The organism is Pseudomonas sp. MF6747 (assembly GCF_963890955.1).
Lineage (GTDB): Bacteria > Pseudomonadota > Gammaproteobacteria > Pseudomonadales > Pseudomonadaceae > Aquipseudomonas.
In genome coordinates this window covers 201183-214597 of sequence record NZ_CAWPSZ010000052.1, presented here as the reverse complement: position 1 = coordinate 214597, position 13415 = coordinate 201183, and the positions used below count along the sequence as shown (strand labels likewise).

Below are 13415 nucleotides of genomic sequence, written 5' to 3'. Positions count from 1 at the left end.
AAGCCCCTTGCTCTAGCACTCTTATCGCTCATAGCTGGAAGCCTCCTGATGCTGGTGATCCACCGCCGAATCGCGCCTCAAACCCTCTGGGCCGCTGAGCTGCTGCTGAATTTCGAAGCACGCAGCAAAAGCCGGCTGCGCTGTTTCAGTGCCGACGGCGAAGACGTCGGCCTGTTTCTGGAGCGCGGTCAGCCGCCGTTGCATGATGGCGAGTTCCTACAGGCTGAAGACGGACGCGTCGTACGCGTCGTCGCGCGCCCTGAACAACTGCTGCACGTCACCTGCAGCAGTGCGTTTGAACTGACCCGCGCCGCCTACCACCTCGGCAACCGCCACGTCGCCCTGCAAGTGGGCGATGGCTGGCTACGCCTGCTGGATGACTACGTGCTCAAGGCCATGCTCGAACAGCTCGGGGCGCAGACCGAAACCCTCGAAGCGCCGTTCCAACCGGAACACGGCGCCTACGGCGGCGGCCATCATCATTCGCGCCATGGCGACGAAGACTTCAACTACCCGCCCAAGCTGCACCAGTTCGGCGTACGTCCATGAACCCAGCCTGGGCGCTGTTGCGTCTGGCCAGTCCGCAATTGCCGATTGGTGGCTACAGCTATTCCCAAGGCCTGGAAATGGCCGTGGAAAATGGCCGCGTCAATGATGCCGCCAGCGCCCGTCGCTGGATCAGCGACCAGTTGCTGCTCAACCTGGCGCGCTTCGAAGCGCCCTTGCTACTCGCCCATTGCCGCGCGGCGGCGGACCAGGACTGGCCGCGCCTGACACAGTTATGCGAAGAACACCGCGCCAGCCGCGAAACCCGCGAGCTGTACCAGGAGAGCCGGCAAATGGGCTACTCCCTGCAGCAACTGCTCAGTGGTTTGCCGGAACTGGACACCGCCGCGCGCGCATTTGTGGACAGCTGCGCCGAACCGCACCTGGCCCTGGGCTGGGCGCTGGCGGCCCGCGCGTGGCAGATCAGCCCTGATGACGCCCTCGCCGCCTGGCTATGGAGCTGGCTGGAAAACCAGCTTGCCGTGCTGATGAAAACGTTGCCGTTGGGCCAGCAAGCCGCCCAGCGCCTGACCAGTGAGCTACTGCCGTTGCTGCAGCAAGCCCAACACGACGCCGGCCGCCTGGGCCCCGACTCTTTTGGCAGCGCCGCCTTCGGCCTGTCCCTGGCGTGCATGGCCCACGAGCGCCAGTACAGCCGCCTGTTCCGTTCCTAAGCCCTTTTACTTCTGTGGAGAAGCACATGAACACACAACCCTTGCGTGTCGGCATCGGCGGCCCGGTGGGCTCCGGTAAGACGGCCCTGACCCTTGCGCTCTGCCTTGCGCTGCGCGATCGCTACAACCTGGCCGTGGTGACCAACGACATCTACACCCGCGAAGACGCCGACTTCCTGGTGCGCAACCAGGCTTTGGCGCCGGAGCGCATCATCGGCGTGGAAACCGGCGGCTGCCCGCACACCGCGATTCGTGAAGACGCCTCGATCAACCTCGAAGCAGTGGACCAGCTCAACCGCCGCTTCCCCGGCCTGGACCTGATTCTGGTGGAGTCCGGCGGCGACAACTTGTCGGCCACCTTCAGCCCTGAACTGTCAGACCTGACTATCTACGTGATCGATGTGTCGGCCGGCGACAAGCTGCCGCGCAAGGGCGGGCCCGGTATTTGCAAATCCGATCTGCTGGTCATCAACAAGATCGACCTGGCGCCGCTGGTGGGCGCCTCGCTGGAATTGATGAACAGCGACACTCAGCGGATGCGCAACGGCAAGCCCTTCGTGTTCAGCAACCAGAAAACCGGCGTCGGCCTGGATGAAATCGTCGCCTTTATCGAACGTCAGGGCTTGCTGACCGCAGCCTGACATCACCCTAAAAGGAGCCTGTTCATGGGTCTCAACAAACTTCTCGCGACCGCAGCCTTGCTGCTCACCCCGGCCCTCGCCTTCGCTCACCCCGGGCATGGCGATAACGGGCTGGTAGCCGGCATCAGCCACCCACTGGGCGGCATCGATCACTTACTGGCCATGGTCGCCGTCGGCCTCTGGGCGGCGCAGCAAAAAGGCAACGCACGCTGGGCGCTGCCTTGCGCCTTTGTCGGCACCATGCTGATTGGCGGCCTGCTGGGCTTTGAAGGCCTGGAACTGCCGGCACTGGAAAGCGGGATCGCGGCCTCGGTGCTGGCGCTGGGCCTGGCCGTGGCGCTGGCGGTGCGGCCGCCACTGTTCGTCGCGGTGGCTGCCACGGCGTTGTTTGCACTGTTCCATGGCGTGGCGCACGGCTTGGAGCTGCCGGACATGTCCAGCCCTTGGGCGTATGCGGCCGGTTTCGTCGGCGCGACGGCGGTGTTGCACGCGGCCGGGTATGCGGTGGTGCGTTTTCTGCCGGCGGCGGCTGCGCCGTTGGTGCGGGTGGCCGGGGCGGCTTCGGCGGCGACGGGGGTTTGGTTGCTGGCGGGCTGATGTGCGGCGCTGCTGAAGGCCTCTTCGCGAGCAAGCCCGCTCCCACATTTAACCGCGTCCTAGCGTTGGAAAGCGGTCGAATGTGGGAGCGGGCTTGCTCGCGAACGCGGTCTCAAAACCACCAGCCATCCCAAGCCTGCTACCATGCGCGCCTACACCCCTGCCGTGACGACGCCAGCCGATGCCCACCGCTCCAAGTTCCGCCTCCCAGCCTTCGTTGAATGCCGTGCTCACGCACTTCCATGACCTGATCGTGCCGCTGTGGCAGGGCCCGGGCTGGAATGCCGAGCTGGCGTTGCCCTATGAGGCGCTGGACGCCCATCACCAGCCTTTGCCCCCGCAACGCTACCGGGCCATGGCCTGCGCGCGGCAGCTGTACCTGTTCGCCAGCCTGATCGGCGAGCCGCAGGCGGCGTTTGCCGAAGCGCGCGCGGCGGCGCTGTTTCGCTCCCTGCAACGGCACTTTCACGACGCCGAGCACGGCGGCTGGTTCTACAGCATCGACGCGCACGGCAAACCGCTGGATAAGCGCAAAGACCTCTACACCCACGCCTTTATCATCTTCGCCTGTGCCCACTACTGGGCCAAAGTGCGTGAACCGTTGGTGGAATCGGTGCTCGATGCGGCGCTGGCCGTGGTCGCCGACCGTTTCGCCACAGGCGACGGCCTGTACGAAGCGGTATTGGAACGCAACTGGTCATCCCTCAAGTCCGGCCCGCTGCAAAACCCGCTGATGCACTTGGCCGAAGGCTTTCTCGCCACCCTGGCCGTGCGTGAAGACGCCGTCACCCAAGATGCACTGCTGGACCTTGCCACGGCTATGCAGAAGCGCTTCATCGACCGCCAGCACGGCGTGATGATGGAAAAACCACTGGGCGCTGTGGATAACTGGTTTGAGCCGGGCCACCAGTTCGAATGGTTCTTTTTGCTGGCGTCTTCAGACGTGCTTCGCGGCACCGCGCTGCACGCCTCGTTGACGCGGGCGTTTGCCTACGCCGAGCTCAAGGGTGTGGATAAATCGAGCGGCGCGGTCAGCGGCATGCTCGCCCTGGACGGCACGGTGCGCGATGGCACTCAACGGATCTGGGCCCAGGCTGAATACCTGCGCGCGCTGACCTTGCGGCCTGCCAGCGAGGCGGTGCTGCAACGCCAATTGCTGGCGCTGCAACAGCACTTTTTGCATGACAAAGGCTGGCATGAATGCCTGGATGCCAAGGGCGCCGTGAGCCGACGGGACATGCCGTCGACCACGCCGTATCACTTGGCGACCTGCTATCAGGGTTTGATCCAGTATCTAGGCTGACTTTCAGGGCCTCTTCGCGAGCAAGCCCGCTCCCACATTCGGCCGCATTCCAAGGGCTGGCCGCGGTCAAGTGTGGGAGCGGGCTTGCTCGCGAATGCCTCACCTCGGTCTATCTGCCTGTTAGGCAATCCACTTGCGATCCCCGGTAAAGCTGATCGTCAGCCAGCGCGCCGCATCCGGCGTGCCCAGCGCTGTGGATATCTCTTCGCGCAGCGCGTCGAGGGTCGCAACGTTATCCACCGGGTAATCGGCTGGCAGCACCACATGAATCTCGATAAACCGCGCCCGCCCGTGTTTTTGCACGTAGGACTCGTAGTCATCGAAACCATGCTTGGCTAGCGCCGCATCCATCACTTCGCGCACCTTGTCGTCCAAGTGATCGGGGGCAATCCCCAGCACTTCGCGCAAGGCCGGGCGCAAGATCTTGAACGCCGGCGCCAGCATGCTCAGGGCCAACAGGATCAAGATCAGCGGGTCGACATACACCGCCCACTCGTCATACCCCTGAGACTTGAGCAACAGCGCGGCGAGAAAGCTGATCAGCAAGCCCACCGAAAGCATCGCGTCCACCAGCCAACTGATGTTGTCGAACTGGATCAGTGAAGATTTCAGCTTGCGATTGCGGTAGCGCACGTAGAAGAAATAGGCGAATTCGACGACGGTAAACACCGCCGCATAGACAATCACCAGGCCCAACTCGATCTCGCGCCCGCCATTGATAATGCCGAACACGCCGTTGAGAAACGCGTAGATGGCGATCAGCAGCAAAAAGCTGCCTTCAATCAGCAATACCATCGGCTCCAGGTGCCAATAGCCAAACTGGAAACGCTCGTTGCTTTTTTTGGCGATCAGCTTGGCCGTGATCAGCATCAACACCTTGATGGCGGTGGCGATCAGCGAAAAAAAGCCGTCGAACAGAATGGATTGGGCGCCAGATATCACACCCGTGACAATCCCGGCGATCGCTACCGCGAACATCAGGATCGTCGATTGTTTGAGCAGTGCCTGCTCACCTCGGTTACTCACATTTCCTCCCGTCAAAACCTTTAAACCGCACAGTGCGGAGGGGTTTTCAGGGGTGGAGTGTACCTTATGTCGTGTTTTGGCCGATTTGACGCCATCGGGGGCAAGCCCCCTCCCACATTTGACCGCATTTCAAAGTTGAAACCCGGTTGAGTGTGGGAGGGGGCTTGCCCCCGATGGCAGCGACTCGGTCTTAAGCCTTACTTGGCCCCACGCTCAATTGCAAACCCAGCCCAAGTCTGGCTAACCGGCATCAACTCCAACCGGTTGATATTCACGTGGGCCGGCGTGTTCAGCACCCAGAAGATGGTGTCGGCAATGTCCTGCGGCTGGATCGGCTCAGCACCGGCGTAGGTCGCGTCGTAACGCGCCTGGTCGCCGCCGAAGCGCACCAGCGAGAATTCACTCTCGCACAGGCCTGGTTCGATGTTGGTCACGCGCACCCCGGTGCCTTGCAGGTCGCAACGCAGGTTAAGCGAGAACTGCTTCACGAATGCCTTGGACCCGCCATACACGTGGCTGCCCGGGTACGGGTAGCTGCCGGCGATGGAGCCCAGGTTGATGATCCCGGCGCCACGGCCGTGAGCGATCAGGCGTGGCAGCAGCAAGCTGGTGGTGGTCAGCAGACCTTTGATGTTGGTGTCGACCATGGTTTCCCAATCGTCGAGGCTGCATTTGGGCGCAGGGTCAGTGCCCACGGCCAGGCCGGCGTTGTTGATCAGCCCGCGCAGCGTGGCGAACGATGGCGGCAGGTTGGCGATGGCGTCTTCCATGCCCTTGCGGTCACGAACGTCCACGACCAGCCCGTGCACTTCGGTTTGCTTGGAAAGCTCTTCGACCAGTGCATTCAAACGGTCGGCACGACGGCCGGTGAGCACCAGTTTCCAACCGGCGTCGGCAAAGCGGCGGGCGCAGGCTTCGCCGAAACCTGAGGTTGCGCCAGTAATAAACAGCGTGTCGGACATGGTGTTCTCCTTGCGGGCATCTGGGAAAAAGTTGCCAGCAGAATGCCCTTACGCCGCGATTGCGGCAACCGCTGTGCACACACCTTCATGCCATGCTGGTCAATTTTTAACCATCGCGAGCGAGGCCTTATAGACCGTGGCCTGCAGCCATATGCGCGCAGGTTATCCACAACTGCGCCCACAGTCTTTGGGGGCAAGTGCAAAAAGCCAAAAGCCGCTGTGTACAAGGCCTGCAGGCAGTTTTAGAAAGTTTTTTGCTTGACCTTGGACGGGCCGTATGTAGGCCCGGTTAACAAAGGCAAACTCGAACGATGGCTCCAGGCCAGTCATTCCGGCCTCTGCGGCCGTCTTTCCAGAGTTTAGTCACAGACTTATCCACAGGCCAAGACGACATAAATCGGTCATATACCTGTGTCTTTAAACAGGTTGACAAAGCGCTCGACAGGTCCCGAAAAAACCGCTGATCAATAAACAACCACCGCCCTGCAAGCCACGGTTTTAAAGGCGTCCAGCCAGCTACTCCCACGTTACCCACAGCCGGTTCCACAGCGGATGGGGACAAGTCAAAACTGTGACAAAACAGGGATTTGCGGCGGCTATATGTCGCGCTTTGGAGGGTGGCTGGATTTGTTTTCCACAATTTGGCGGGGAGCCTGTGAACACCCCAAAAACAAATGTGGGAACCGGCCTTATGTGGGAGTCGGGCTTGCCCGCGATAGCATCACCTCGGTTTGCCTGACAGACCGAAGTGTTCGCATCGCAGGCAAGCCAGCTCCCACATAAAGCTGGTTCCCACAGGGGTTATTGCATCAAGCCTTCAGATCAGTGCCCGCCCAAGTAGGCATTACGCACTTCCTCGTTCACCAGCAGCTCCTTCCCAGTGCCGGTCAGGCGAATCTCACCGTTGACCATCACATACGCCCGGTCCGACAAGCGCAACGCATGGTTGGCGTTCTGCTCCACCAGGAAGATAGTCATCCCGGTCGCCGCCAGTTCACGCAAGGTCGCAAAGATCTGCTTCACCACAATCGGCGCCAGGCCCAGGCTCGGCTCGTCGAGCAGCAACAGCTTGGGCCGGCTCATCAGCGCGCGGGCGATGGCGAGCATTTGCTGCTCGCCACCGGACATGGTCATGGCGCGCTGGGTGCGCCGCTCCTTGAGCCGCGGGAACAACTCGAACATGCGCTGCATGTCTTCCTGCGCGTACTTGTCGCCGATCGGGATGGTGCCCATCAGCAGGTTTTCCTCGACGGTCATGTCGGGGAACACCCGCCGCCCTTCGGGCGACTGCGCAATGCCGTTGGAGGCGATGTAGTGGGACGACTTATGGGTAATGTCGACGCCGTTGTAGAGGATCTGCCCGGACTCGGCGCGCGGTTGGCCGAAAATCGACATCAGCAGCGTGGATTTACCCGCGCCGTTGGAGCCGATCAGGCTGACGGTTTCGCCTTCGTTGATGTGCAGCGAGACTTTTTTCAGGGCCTGGATCGGGCCGTAAAACACGTCCAGGTCCTTCATTTCGAGGATAGGTGCACTCATACCAGCTCCTCTTCGTCGGCGCCCAGGTAGGCGGCAATCACTTTCGGGTCGTTGCGGATCGCTTCGGGGCCGCCCTCGGCGATCACGTTGCCGTGGTCGAGCACCACAATGTGGTCGGAAATACTCATCACCATGCCCATGTCGTGTTCGATCAGCACCACCGTGAGGTCGTGTTCGTCGCGCAGCAGGCGAATCATCGCGCTGAGCGCTTCGGTTTCCTGCGGGTTAAGGCCGGCTGCCGGTTCGTCCAGGCAGATGATCTGCGGCCGGGTGCACATGGCACGGGCGATTTCCAGGCGGCGCTGCTGGCCGTAGGAAAGCTCGCCGGCCAGGCGGTTGGCGCAGTCCACCAGGTCGACCACCTCCAGCCAGTAGAAGGCGTGGTCGAGCGCATCGCTCTCGGCCTTGCGGTAGCCCTTGGTGTTGAGGATGCCGGCGAGCATGTTGCGGTTGACCCACATGTGCTGGGCCACCAGCAGGTTCTCCAGCACCGACATTTCCTTGAACAGGCGAATGTTCTGGAAGGTGCGCGCCAGCCCGGCACGGTTGACCAGGTGAGTGCCGCCAAACATCTTGTAGTAAACGCGGCTGAAGAAGCTTTTCGGCGACACAAAGTCGGTGACCTTGAAGCGCTCGCCCAACAACTGGATCACGTTGGTCTGCTTGCCGCGGATGTTGAGTTGGATCTTGCCGCCACTGGCCTTGTAGAAACCGGTCAGGCAGTTGAACACCGTGGTCTTGCCGGCGCCGTTGGGGCCGATCAGGGCGAAGATCGAGTTGCGTTCGACCTTGAGGCTCACATCGCTCAAGGCCTTGATGCCACCGAAGTGCATCATCAAATGTTCCACGGACAGGACGACTTCCTTGCTCATGGCGCCACTCCTTTACGTGGGGTCACACCGGTACGGCTGATGCGAATCAGGCCGCGTGGCCGCCAGATCATCATCACCACCATCAACACGCCAAACAGCAGCACTCGGTACTCCGAGAAGCTGCGCAGCAACTCCGGCGCGACGGTCAATACAAACGCCGCAATCACCACGCCGACCGTCGAGCCCATGCCGCCCAACACCACGATGGCCAGGATCAGAGCCGATTCGAAGAAGGTGAACGACGACGGGTTGACGAAGCCTTGATAGCTGGCAAAAAACACCCCGGCCAAACCAGCAGTCGATGCGCCGATGGTGAACGCCGAGAGCTTGACCAACACGTGGTTCAGGCCCATGGAACGGCAGGCGATTTCATCTTCGCGCAAGGCTTCCCAGGCGCGGCCGACCGGCATGCGGGTCAGGCGGTGCTTGATGTACAGAACAGCCAGCACCACCAGGAACAGCACGATGTAGATGAACATGAACTTGATATTGGGGTTGTAATCGATGCCGAAGAACTCATGGAACGGTATTCCACCGTCCTTCGCCTTGCGCCCGAACTCAAGGCCCAGGAAGGTCGGCGAAGGCACCGGCATGCCGTTCGGGCCGCCGGTAAACGACAGCCAGTTGTTCAGCACCAGGCGGATGATTTCACCGAAGCCCAAGGTCACGATGGCCAGATAGTCACCGTGCATTCGCAGTACCGGGAAGCCGAGTATGCAGCCCGCTAACGCGGCGGCAATGGCCGCCAGTGGCAGCACGCTCCAAAAGCCCAGGCCCAGGTATTGATAACCCAGCGCCAGGCCGTAGGCACCGATGGCGTAGAACGCCACGTAACCCAGGTCGAGCAGGCCGGCCAGGCCCACCACGATGTTCAGGCCCAGGCCGAGCAACACGTAGATCAGCCCGAGAATGACCACGGTCAGCAGGTACTTGTTGGCGAAGATCGGGAACACGATGGCGATCACGATCAGCGCCGGGATGATCCAGCGCAGGCGTGATTTGTAGTCGGGCGGCAACACGTGCACGCCGGAGCCACTGCTCTCGAAACCCTGCAGAATCTTCAGGCCCTTGGGGGTTTGCAGGAACAGGCTGAGGGCAAAACGGCCAGCCATCACAATGGCGACCAGGATCGCCACGCGCGCCGGTTCCAGGTTGAAGCTGTAGCCGTCGAGCACCACGCCGACAATCGGACCGAAGACGATCAACGAAATCAGCCCGGCGAGGACCGTATCGACCACACTTTTCTTGATATCGATAGATTTGGCAGCAGACATGTTTACACCTTCGCCACGAGCGGACGACCAAGCAGGCCCTGAGGACGGAAAATCAGAATCACCACCAGCAGGGAGAAACTGAACACGTCTTTGTAGTCAGAGTTGATCAACCCCGAGAACAGCGACTCGGAGATACCCAGGATGATCCCGCCGAGCATGGCCCCAGGCAGGGAACCGATGCCGCCGAGTACCGCTGCGGTAAACGCCTTGATGCCGATGATGAAGCCGGCGTAGAAGTCGAACGTGCCGTAGTTGAGGGTAATCAGCACGCCAGCCAGGGCCGCCATCGCTGCACCAATCACGAACACATAAGAGATCACCCGGTCGGTGTTGATGCCGAGGATCGACGCCATCTTGCGGTCTTGCTGGGTCGCGCGGCACATGCGGCCCAGCTTGGTGTACTTGATGATGTAGGTCAGCAGCCCCATGCCCAGAAACGCGGCCACCAGGATGAACACCTTGGTGTAGGTCAACTGCACGAACCCACTGCCGATATCGACGCGCCAGGCGCCGGCCAGCAGGGTAGGAATGCCTTGTTGTTTCGCGCCCTGAGCGATCTGCGCATAGTTTTGCAGGATCAGGGAGATACCGATGGCGCTGATCAGCGGTGCCAGTCGGGTGGAGTTGCGCAGCGGTTTGTAGGCGACACGCTCGATGACCCAACCGTAAACGCCGGTGACGACCACGGTGAATATCAGGGTGCCGAGAATGAGCAGCGGGAAGGATTCGATGCCGAAGTAAGCCAGCAGTGCCAGACTGATCGCCGCGAGGTAAGCGGAAATCATATAAACCTCGCCATGGGCGAAGTTGATCATGCCAATGATGCCGTAGACCATTGTGTAGCCGATGGCGATCAGGCCATAGACCGACCCGAGGGTCAGGCCGTTGACCAGTTGCTGCAGGAAAATACCATCCATAACGCAATCTCACGCGGTGAGCACCTGCACACCGGTGGGTGTGCGGCGCTTCTGGAGGAAAAGACAGACTTGTCGCCTGACACGATGGTGCGAGCAACCGCGCTCCCTGTGGGAGCCGGGCTTGCCCGCGATGACGGACTGACAACCAACACCTGTGTTGAAGGTGAAACCGCTATCGCAGGCAAGCCAGCTCCCACAGGGGATCGAGGCGCTTAAACGATCGTGCTTGTTCTTACTTCTGCTTTTCCAGCTGGTGGTATTTGCCGTCTTTATCCCACTGGTAAACCACGTAGTCGGAGATTTTCAGGTCGCCCTTGGCGTCCCAGTTTTTCTCGCCCATCACGGTTTTGACCGGGTGCGATTTCAGCCACTTGGCGGCGTCTTCGCCTTTATTGGACTTGGCGCCGTTGAAGCCAGCGGCCAGGGCCTGGATCGAGGCATAGGCGTACAGGGTGTAGCCTTCAGGCTCGGTGCCGTTTTTGCGGAACTCTTCCACGACGGTCTTGCTGTCTGGCAGCAGGCGCGGGTCGGCGCCGAAGGTCATGTAAACGCCGTCGACGTATTGCGCGCCGCCTGCGGTGGCGACCAGTTCGTCGGTGACGACGCCGTCATCGGACATGAACTTGACGTCCTTGAGGCCCGCTTCACGGATCTGGCGCACCAGTGGACCGGCTTCAGGGTGCAGGCCGCCGAAGTACACCACATCGGCACCGGTGGAGCGGATTTTGGTGACCAGGGCGCTGAAGTCTTTCTCGCCACGGGTCAGGCCTTCTTCCAGCACCGGCTTGACGCCACGCTTGGTCAACTGCTGAGCGGTGGCGTCAGCCAGGCCTTTGCCGTAGGTGTCTTTGTCGTTGATGACCGCGACTTTCTTGCCCTTGAGCACGTCGACGATGTAGTCGCCGGCGACGATGCCTTGCTGGTCATCACGCCCGCACATACGGAACACCGCGCCCAGGCCACGTTCGGTCACCTGTGGGTTGGTGGAACCCGGGGTGATCATGATGATGCCGGCTTCGTCGTACACCTCGGAGGCCGGGATGGTGTTGGAGGAGCAGAAGTGCCCGACCACGCCGATCACTTTGTCCTGGTCCGCCAGGCGGTTGGCTACGGCCACGGCCTGCTTCGGCTCACAGGCGTCATCGCCGGCCACCAGCTTGAGTTGCTCGCCGTTGATCCCGCCGGCCTTGTTGATCACATCGGCTGCCGCTTGGGCACCCTTCATGTACTGCTCACCGAAAGCTGCGTTGGCGCCCGTCATCGGCCCCGCTACGCCAATCTTCACATCAGCTTGAACAAACGCAGAAACACCCAGCGCCGCTGCAACGGCGAGGGCCAGAAAACCTTTCTTGTAAAACGTCTGGGACATGAGTGGTGCTCCGAGGTTTTTGTTTATTGGCACTACGATTTCACTGCGAACCTTCAACTGAAACTTTCAGGGGAAAGCCCAGAGCAAGCCGCGTGCCATTACGTTTTTATTCTTCAAAAAGACACGGTGTCATTGTTATTACAGGCGTTTCGACTCCTTTTGCCAGGACGTGCAACCGTCTATCATCGAGAGGTGCAACCGATGGCACGAAAAAGTACAACCCTGGCAGGTCGCACCTGCAACCAGACGGATAAACGACAGTTCCTACGCCTGTAACAATGTGCGTAACGGAACTGCACATTTACAGTGCGTGATTGCTACGACTTGCACCAATACAGATTAGTAGCCTGCTAAGAAAATGCAGGCTTCTGACAGGTATTTCGCTGATCAGATCACGATCCGCAGGCATTGGCCCGCGTGGTACAGCGAAAATCCGGCTTCATACAGGCAGCTGCGCAGACCCACCCCGGCCAGCGGTTGCATCGGTGCGAAAGGAATTGGCAAGGCTTGGGGATTCTGGTGACACAAATAGTCGGCAAATGCCTTGCCCACCACGCTGCCGGTGGTCACGCCCCGCCCGTTATAGCCGGTCACCGCCACCAGGCCCGGCGCGGGTTCGAACAGACGCATCAGGTGGTCCGGGGTGAAGGCGATGCAGCCGGTCCAGGTGTATTCCCATTGCACCGATTTGAGGTACGGGAAGTAATGCTGCTGCACCCGATCGGCCCACGCCTTGAGGAACCACGCAGGTTTCTGATGACCGTTGCCCAGGCTGCCGAGCAACAGGCGGCCGTCCGCATCGCGGCGGATGCTGCTCAACACCTGGCGCGTGTCCCACGAGCCCTGCCCGCCAGGCAGGATCTGTTTGGCAGCCTCGTCCGTCAGCGGCGCCGAGGCGACCTGGTAGTAATAACCTGGGAAGAAATTGCGCCGCAGCTCGGTCCATTCGCCTTCGGTGTAGGCATTGGAGGCAATCACCACTTGTGCAGCCTGCACCGAGCCCTGCGCGGTTTGCACCGACCAGTTTGCGCCCTGGCGCTCCAGCTGGGTGACCGGGGAATGGTCGAAAAGCTGCCCACCCAGGCCAACCGCCGCATTCGCCAAACCACTGGTGTAGGCCATCGGGTTCAAGGTGCCCGCGCGCCGATCCAGCAGCGCGGCGGCGATCTTTTTAGTGCCGGTGGCGTGTTCGCAGGCTTGCCCGGTCAGCAACTCAACCGGCGCGCCACGGCGCTTCCATTGTGCTTCACGACTGCGTAAATCCGCCTCGCCACGGGCATTGTGCGCCATGTGCAACGTGCCCTCGCGGCGCAGTTGGCAGTCGATGCCGTACTTGTCGATCAAGCTGAACACCAACGATGGCGCTGCGCCCAACATGCGGTTGAGCTGGCTGCCCACCGCCTCGCCAAAACCGGCTTCGATCTCGTCCGGTGGAATCCACATGCCGGCGTTGACTAACCCGACGTTGCGCCCCGAACCGCCGTGGCCGGTGCGATGGGCCTCCAGCACGGCGACGCTTTTACCTTGCTCCAGCAAATGAACGGCTGCCGACAACCCGGTGATCCCGGCGCCGATCACGCACACATCCACCTTGACCTCGCCCTTGAGCGCGGCCCGGTCCGGGCGGCCAGGGGTCAGGTGCTCCCACAAACATGCTTCGCGTAATGCCATTGCCAGACTCCGATGAGACCCAAC

Annotated in this window: 13 protein-coding genes; 5 read left to right on the top strand and 8 right to left on the bottom strand. The window is 61.1% G+C overall.

From position 1 onward, the window contains the following. Positions 1 to 48: 48 nt before the first annotated feature. The 5 genes from ureE to AACW30_RS29565 all read left to right on the top strand — a co-directional run bounded on the left by ureE (position 49) and on the right by AACW30_RS29565 (position 3761). Positions 49 to 549, top strand: a complete 501-nt coding sequence (ureE, locus tag AACW30_RS29585) for an urease accessory protein UreE (RefSeq protein WP_119737872.1) — start codon at positions 49 to 51, stop codon at positions 547 to 549. Further along, complete coding sequence (locus tag AACW30_RS29580) at positions 546 to 1220, top strand: urease accessory protein UreF (RefSeq protein WP_200624041.1); 675 nt, start codon at positions 546 to 548, stop codon at positions 1218 to 1220. The genes ureE and AACW30_RS29580 overlap by 4 nt, the downstream gene beginning before the upstream one ends. A gap of 26 nt (positions 1221 to 1246) precedes the next feature. Then, a complete protein-coding gene (gene ureG, locus AACW30_RS29575; protein ID WP_017849719.1) occupies positions 1247 to 1861 on the top strand; it encodes an urease accessory protein UreG in 615 nt (204 codons plus the stop codon). Positions 1862 to 1885: 24 nt separating this feature from the next. Continuing rightward, positions 1886 to 2458, top strand: coding sequence for a HupE/UreJ family protein (locus tag AACW30_RS29570; protein WP_119737876.1), 573 nt, complete (start codon positions 1886 to 1888; stop codon positions 2456 to 2458). A 181-nt stretch (positions 2459 to 2639) separates the two neighbouring features. Continuing rightward, a complete protein-coding gene (locus AACW30_RS29565) occupies positions 2640 to 3761 on the top strand; it encodes an AGE family epimerase/isomerase (RefSeq protein ID WP_200624040.1) in 1122 nt (373 codons plus the stop codon). Positions 3762 to 3881: 120 nt separating this feature from the next. Here AACW30_RS29565 and AACW30_RS29560 read toward each other — a convergent pair whose 3' ends face one another. The 8 genes from AACW30_RS29560 to amaA all read right to left on the bottom strand — a co-directional run bounded on the left by AACW30_RS29560 (position 3882) and on the right by amaA (position 13391). Further along, the gene (locus AACW30_RS29560) at positions 3882 to 4787 is read right to left on the bottom strand and encodes a cation diffusion facilitator family transporter (RefSeq protein ID WP_106577649.1); all 906 of its coding nucleotides are present in this window, start codon (positions 4785 to 4787) and stop codon (positions 3882 to 3884) included. Between the two features lie 197 nt (positions 4788 to 4984). Next, the gene (locus AACW30_RS29555) at positions 4985 to 5749 is read right to left on the bottom strand and encodes an SDR family oxidoreductase (protein WP_200624039.1); all 765 of its coding nucleotides are present in this window, start codon (positions 5747 to 5749) and stop codon (positions 4985 to 4987) included. A gap of 822 nt (positions 5750 to 6571) precedes the next feature. Further along, complete coding sequence (locus AACW30_RS29550) at positions 6572 to 7288, bottom strand: ABC transporter ATP-binding protein (protein WP_069786861.1); 717 nt, start codon at positions 7286 to 7288, stop codon at positions 6572 to 6574. Continuing rightward, positions 7285 to 8160 (bottom strand): ABC transporter ATP-binding protein, encoded by an 876-nt coding sequence (locus AACW30_RS29545; protein ID WP_119737880.1) that lies wholly within the window; start codon positions 8158 to 8160, stop codon positions 7285 to 7287. Before AACW30_RS29545 ends, AACW30_RS29550 begins: the two co-directional genes overlap by 4 nt. Next, the gene (gene livM, locus AACW30_RS29540) at positions 8157 to 9434 is read right to left on the bottom strand and encodes a high-affinity branched-chain amino acid ABC transporter permease LivM (protein ID WP_106577647.1); all 1278 of its coding nucleotides are present in this window, start codon (positions 9432 to 9434) and stop codon (positions 8157 to 8159) included. The genes AACW30_RS29545 and livM overlap by 4 nt, the downstream gene beginning before the upstream one ends. Positions 9435 to 9436: 2 nt before the next feature. Next, positions 9437 to 10351 (bottom strand): ABC transporter permease subunit, encoded by a 915-nt coding sequence (locus tag AACW30_RS29535; RefSeq protein ID WP_053254074.1) that lies wholly within the window; start codon positions 10349 to 10351, stop codon positions 9437 to 9439. Positions 10352 to 10583: 232 nt separating this feature from the next. After that, positions 10584 to 11720 (bottom strand): branched-chain amino acid ABC transporter substrate-binding protein, encoded by a 1137-nt coding sequence (locus AACW30_RS29530; RefSeq protein WP_106577646.1) that lies wholly within the window; start codon positions 11718 to 11720, stop codon positions 10584 to 10586. 387 nt (positions 11721 to 12107) lie between these two features. Next, the gene (amaA, locus tag AACW30_RS29525) at positions 12108 to 13391 is read right to left on the bottom strand and encodes an L-pipecolate oxidase (protein ID WP_179606135.1); all 1284 of its coding nucleotides are present in this window, start codon (positions 13389 to 13391) and stop codon (positions 12108 to 12110) included. Positions 13392 to 13415 lie beyond the last annotated feature (24 nt).

What these genes read in the sequence shown, in the direction of transcription:
- ureE (WP_119737872.1), top strand. Translation starts at nt 49, where the DNA reads ATGCTGGTGATCCACCGCCGAATCGCGCCTCAAACCCTCTGGGCCGCT.
- AACW30_RS29580 (WP_200624041.1), top strand. Translation starts at nt 546, where the DNA reads ATGAACCCAGCCTGGGCGCTGTTGCGTCTGGCCAGTCCGCAATTGCCG.
- ureG (WP_017849719.1), top strand. Translation starts at nt 1,247, where the DNA reads ATGAACACACAACCCTTGCGTGTCGGCATCGGCGGCCCGGTGGGCTCC.
- AACW30_RS29570 (WP_119737876.1), top strand. Translation starts at nt 1,886, where the DNA reads ATGGGTCTCAACAAACTTCTCGCGACCGCAGCCTTGCTGCTCACCCCG.
- AACW30_RS29565 (WP_200624040.1), top strand. Translation starts at nt 2,640, where the DNA reads ATGCCCACCGCTCCAAGTTCCGCCTCCCAGCCTTCGTTGAATGCCGTG.
- AACW30_RS29555 (WP_200624039.1), bottom strand. Translation starts at nt 5,749, where the DNA reads ATGTCCGACACGCTGTTTATTACTGGCGCAACCTCAGGTTTCGGCGAA.
- AACW30_RS29550 (WP_069786861.1), bottom strand. Translation starts at nt 7,288, where the DNA reads ATGAGTGCACCTATCCTCGAAATGAAGGACCTGGACGTGTTTTACGGC.
- AACW30_RS29545 (WP_119737880.1), bottom strand. Translation starts at nt 8,160, where the DNA reads ATGAGCAAGGAAGTCGTCCTGTCCGTGGAACATTTGATGATGCACTTC.
- livM (WP_106577647.1), bottom strand. Translation starts at nt 9,434, where the DNA reads ATGTCTGCTGCCAAATCTATCGATATCAAGAAAAGTGTGGTCGATACG.
- AACW30_RS29535 (WP_053254074.1), bottom strand. Translation starts at nt 10,351, where the DNA reads ATGGATGGTATTTTCCTGCAGCAACTGGTCAACGGCCTGACCCTCGGG.
- AACW30_RS29530 (WP_106577646.1), bottom strand. Translation starts at nt 11,720, where the DNA reads ATGTCCCAGACGTTTTACAAGAAAGGTTTTCTGGCCCTCGCCGTTGCA.
- amaA (WP_179606135.1), bottom strand. Translation starts at nt 13,391, where the DNA reads ATGGCATTACGCGAAGCATGTTTGTGGGAGCACCTGACCCCTGGCCGC.